The sequence below is a fragment of the Pseudomonadota bacterium genome (assembly GCA_022361155.1).
In the GTDB taxonomy this organism is placed as follows: Bacteria; Myxococcota_A; Polyangia; order Polyangiales; family JAKSBK01; genus JAKSBK01.
This window is the reverse complement of sequence record JAKSBK010000334.1, coordinates 1-5,241: the sequence shown is the minus strand read 5'-3', so window position 1 is coordinate 5,241 and position 5,241 is coordinate 1. Positions and strand designations below refer to the sequence as shown.

3 protein-coding genes are annotated in these 5,241 nt (G+C 64.5%); 2 read left to right on the top strand and 1 reads right to left on the bottom strand.

Going from position 1 to position 5,241, the window contains the following annotated elements:
• Positions 1–110: 110 nt before the first annotated feature.
• Positions 111–590, bottom strand: a complete 480-nt coding sequence (locus tag MJD61_13100; GenBank protein ID MCG8556206.1) for a transcriptional repressor — start codon at positions 588–590, stop codon at positions 111–113.
• Positions 591–1,608: 1,018 nt separating this feature from the next.
• On the opposite strand from MJD61_13100, the gene MJD61_13095 reads away from it, so the two are divergent.
• Positions 1,609–2,250, top strand: coding sequence for a choice-of-anchor M domain-containing protein (locus MJD61_13095; protein MCG8556205.1), 642 nt, complete (start codon positions 1,609–1,611; stop codon positions 2,248–2,250).
• Positions 2,251–2,375: 125 nt separating this feature from the next.
• On the top strand, positions 2,376–3,779 hold the full coding sequence (locus MJD61_13090; protein ID MCG8556204.1) for a hypothetical protein: 1,404 nt from the start codon (positions 2,376–2,378) through the stop codon (positions 3,777–3,779).
• Positions 3,780–5,241: the final 1,462 nt, after the last annotated feature.

Below are 5,241 nucleotides of genomic sequence, written 5' to 3'. Positions count from 1 at the left end.
GTCCCCGACTTGCGCTTGCCCAACCGGAGCTGGATGGCGAGCCTCGGGTCGCGCCTTGAACTGCCAGCTTTCGCGGGGATTTCGCTTCACCAAGAGTGCTGAGCTCGAGACTAGCGCCTGGCGCGCGAGCGCTTTTTTGAGCGCGGGGAGCGGCCGGTGTCGTAGACGACGAGACAATCCGGACAGTCGCCGAGCAGCTGCAGCTCGGAGCCCGCCAGCGAGCGATGCCAGCGGCGGTCGACCGGGCCCGCCAGCTTGGCATCGGGGAGGCACTCGACCTTCCCACAGCCGCGGCAGGAGAAATGCGGATGCAGGTGCGGACCGTCGTCATCCCCGCGCGCGGTGTAGCGAGCGATGCCACCTACTTTGCTGGCGACGCGCGCGAGATCCGCTTCCACCAACTTCAGGAGATTGCGATACACGGTCGCCTGATCCCAATCCTCGGTTCCGATGGCCGCCGTAACCTCCGTGTAGGACAGCGGCTTGTCCGATGCGGCCAGCAGGCGCAGCACGGCCACGCGCGGGGCGGTCGCTCGTAGACCAGCCTCGCGAACTCGCTGCTTCGCATCCTCGCGTGAGAGGCTCGGCATACGGTGACGCTAGCGCTTCTGGGTTGCATCTGCAATCCGGGATCGGCCGTACCTCGTTGAAATTGGGTGTGCAGAGCTGTCCTCGGAATTGCTATTGCAAGTACATTGCGAGACTGCCCGGCGCTCCCCCAAGCTCCATACACGCCAGTTCCTCTCTACCCCCCCTCTCCCTTGCGGCCGCGGTGTCGGGCGAACCGTTACAGCGCCGCTCCCCGCTGACCATTCGACGGCGGGCGTCTTGGGCGTCGGGTCGGATCGGCTTCGAGGCGGGATGAATCGGAGTCGAAACAGCCGGCTCTACGCTGACCCGGCGCCTAACGTTCGGGGGCGGAGCTCTCGCCCCAGATCAAGAGGGCGCCCGGGGGATCCCCGGCCGGACCCGTCGACCCGGATTGGAATCGGCTCGTACCGAAGGGGGCCGCGCGGTCAGACCGGGTTGCCGCCGCGGGGGGGAAGGATCGCATTTGTCACAATGGACTTGCATTTGTCCTTGATTTGCGTGTAGGAGCGAACCAGGTGCGCGACACGCTGAAGTCAGCGCACCAGCGAAAGCGGAATGAAACGCAGGCCCCACGGAGCTCGGCGAGCCCAGGATGGCGGGCGTCCGATTGGGCTCGGAGTTGGTGACCCATGCAGGCAAGCACGCTGTGCAGTTGTCGTACGACTCGTGCTGCTTTCGTTGCTCGGCACAGGGCACAGCGCGCGCGCTCGCTCACGCGGTGGCTGCCTGACGCGTCCGTGGTGGCTTGTGGGCGGCGCGCTACTCATCGTTTGTTGCGCAGGCGAGGATCCGGCGGGGATGCCCCCAACCATGACAGCGCAGCCCGACGCTCAAGTCGCCCGCCCAGCCGCCCATCCTGTCCCGGATGCAACGACCCCGCCAAGGGCCAGACCCGGTCTGCCACCGACCGTGGTTCCCTTGTCGGCCGGGACAACTGGCAGCAAGCCAGACTCGGGCGCTCCGCCTCCCGAACCGACGTCGGGATGCCCCAAGACGTGGCGCAGCGGTCACGGAGACATGTTCGTCGAGTACGAGCAAGCAACTGACACGTTGAGCGTCAAGTTGCGAAGCCATCTGGCGTACCCACCGCCTGCGAACGCGGGCCCGGAGCCGGTGCATGAGCCCGCCGACGTGTGCATCATCGTCCCCTACAGTTCATACGAGAGCGTGCAGGCCGCGGGCGGACGCCCCGGATCGGACGCCTTCGCACCGCTGGGTGTGGCTGCTGCGGAGAGCTTCTGGCTGCTGGAAACACGAAATCTGGCCGCAGCGCAACCCTTCTTTGGCGTTTCGACGCAGGGAGTAGCAGCTACCGGAGCGGTTTCGGGCACGCTGCGGCTTGAAGTTCAGGCTGCGCCACCGGCGAACGGGCACTTGTCGGTCTTCAGAATCGTCGGCATCACGCCGACCTTCGCTGTGTCCACGAGCACGCCCGCCCAAACCAGTTCCGGCAAGTCCGCACTGGAACTGCCCCCAGCAACACACGAGCACTACAACTGGGCGTTCTCCCACGCGGGGCGTTACGACGTGAGCATCGTGGCCGAAGCGCAGACACCCGATGGACTTGCCCTGCGGAGCGAACCGGCGCACTTCCGCTTCGAGGTGGAGCCGGACCCGGACCCGGGTACTATTCTCGAAGCGAGGGGAAGGGGCCGGTAGATAGCGGGAGCGCTCGCCTCTCGGCAAGAAATGCAACTATTCGACATTAATGCAACTGGATACCCCTTGCAAATGACTTGCATTAATGCCATGAGTCGACGGTGCTCGCCACCTCGGAGGACATAATGCGCAACCACGTACGCTCGCACCATGGACGCTTGCTTGTATGGGCCCTGACGGGGATTTCGGTGCTCATGGCACCGGGCTGCAGGGAGAACGACGGCGGCAACGCTATCGGTCGCGTCTTGCTCGCCTTGCAGCTGCCAACCGGTACGCTGCTCGACCAGCTGTCGCTCACCGTGACCGACTCCGGGGGCACCAGCGTGCTCACGCGCACGCTCGACGTGAGCCATGAAACCTCCTCGATCCAAACCCAGCTTGGGCTACCCGCGGCGACCGGCTACAGCCTCGGCCTGTCGGGCACGGCGGCCGACGGCACCAGCTGCGAAGGCAGCAGCCCCTTCGACATCGTGGCGGGTCAGGTGACGATGGTGAGCATCACGCTGCAATGCTTCAGCAACGGCGGGGCACCCTTGGGGGCCGTACAGGTAACGACCTCGGTGCCTAGCGCGGTAATAGAGTGTCCGACGATCGCGTCCTACACCGTTCACCCGCTGGCGGCAGACGTGGGCGGCGCGGCGATCCAGCTAACGGGCACGGCCAGCTCTGGCACGCCCGCCATGTCCTGGACTGCAAGCTCGGGCATGCTCGCCAGCGCCAGCAGCGCGGACACCACCTTCACCTGCACCGAGGCGGGCGCCGTGACACTGACCTTGACGCTAACCCAGGGCTCCTCCTGCTCCCACTCCGAATCGCTCACGGTGACCTGCAACGCAGCTGCACCGGACGGCGGCATGACCGACAGCGGCATGGCCGACGGTGGCATGGCCGACGGCGGCGCTGCCGCGCGCAGCGTGTACAGCGCAGGACACGGCGATCTGGCGATGGAGTACGACGCGAACACCAACGCGTTGAGCGCATCGATACACCTTGAAGGCGCGACGCTGGACGGCATGGTAAGCAACGCCATACTAGGGGTCGGCGAGGTGGAGATCCTCACTACGGCCACCTTTACTCGCCCGTCCATGGACAGCGGCTTCTTCGCCAATCTGTGCGTCAACGAGGGCTCGACCGTCCATTGGCTGCCCCAGGGCAACAGTAACGCAGCAACGTGTGGCGTTCCTTTCATGGGTCTCGCCGTGGAAGTGCCTGCCGGCACCTTCACGGGCGATCAACTGAGCCTGCAGCTCCTATCCGTCTCCTCGCCAAGCGGGCAGGGACACTATGCGATATGGAAGGACGGCTTCCCGCCGGTCTTTGGCGCGGCTAGTTGCGACGGCATAGCTGCCGGCGACGCGCTGACGCTCTCGATCGGACACGACCACTTCAACATGGGCTTCAGCGAAGTTGGCACGTGGAGCGTGGATTACCGCGTCTCGGGTACGCTCGTTTCGGATAACACCACGGTTTCACACGACTTCAGTCTGCAGTACGTGACGCAAGAGGTCACGCCCGCCTGCGGCAACTAGCCCGCCCCCGCAACTAAGGCGTCGGGTCAAAATAACATCGCCACTTCGATTTCGATCCATCCCGTCCAGCGGTGTTGCGCCGCCTTCGAATACAGGGAGTATTCGCGCGACCCGGGCGCCTCAAAGCCGACCTGGAGATGTTATTTGACCCCGACGCCTTGGGCGTCGGGGTCAAATACTCGCACTCGAAGGGGCTGCCCAGGGCGTGCGCGCAGGCGTGCTCGAGCACGGGCGCCGAGCACGGTCTGGCACCGGCCGCCGGAGAGTATTGCAGATCAGATTCTAATGCGAGGAGCATGCGCTAGACGGCTCGCTGGCGAGTCCGCTTCTGCCGGGGGGGTGCGTGATGTGGGCAGTGCGTGATGTGGGCAGTGCGTGATGTGGGCAGAGGGAGTGTCGACCCGCCCGAAGCGGGCCGACACTCCCCAAGAAACATCCGGCGTCCTCGCCACGCGACCAAGTGAGATCGGATGGCACCGCATAGCCGCCGGTATGTCTACCCGTGTTACTACCTGCCGCAGGAAGGTAGTCGGTCCTCTAGCAAGTAGTTAACGCTGAAGGCGCTGGAGACGGTTCCTCCGTAGTGAGCCGATGCCCTCTGTATCGTGTTGCTGCTCTCATACGGACTCCATTCATTGTGCGTACCCGGGCGTGAGTGATCGCTCCCCTACGGGCCCAGTGCGGACGCTTTGTTGCGGACGAAGCTATACAAGACTTAGCTACATTTGCAAGTCAATTGCGATAAGTGGCCATCGGTCGCTTGATGCGAATTGCTGCGGGCACGGAACGCGGTGTTAGCCGATACCCGTCTGCTAATCGCTACAGTGCCGACAGCTCCATAATTCTGGAGCGAGATACCGATCGACTGTCGGGCTCCGCCATAGCAGGCGTGCACGCGTTACTGGCGAGAGGACGTCTGGCTGGACGCTATAACAAGGGACTTGCATGTTCAATCGACATGCATTGATCTACATCCTCACCCCGACTTCGGGACATCATGGAGCGCTTGGCACCGTAACCGTTCACCTGGGTGTTCGCCTCGACGACGGCTTCCCAGGCGGTCTTCTGGGCGGCTTTCGTCCTCGGCCTCGCCCTGCGAAGTACCAAAAGTACTCCTCGGGCGATTCCTGCGGGCGCGCTCGCCCAGAAAACCGCCTGAAAACCCGACTTCCAGGGGCCTGAACGGTTACTTGGCACCATCCCAGAACGCAACTCCGCACAGTGGTCAGCAGCCTGGAGCCCTCCGAAACAACCGGCAAGACCGTCGCGTATCTCCTCAGCGCGCGCCAGCCGGGACAGCCCAAGCTGGAAACGTGGCGGCAGACGGTCGCGGACCTCGAAATGACGCGCGGAAGCATCCGCTGCTTGCCATCGCTGTGTTGGCGGCACGCCGTTCTCTACGCGGCGTCACCGTCCGCCGACCGATGAGTGCCCAGCATGCAACCGGCCTCGCCGCAGCAGG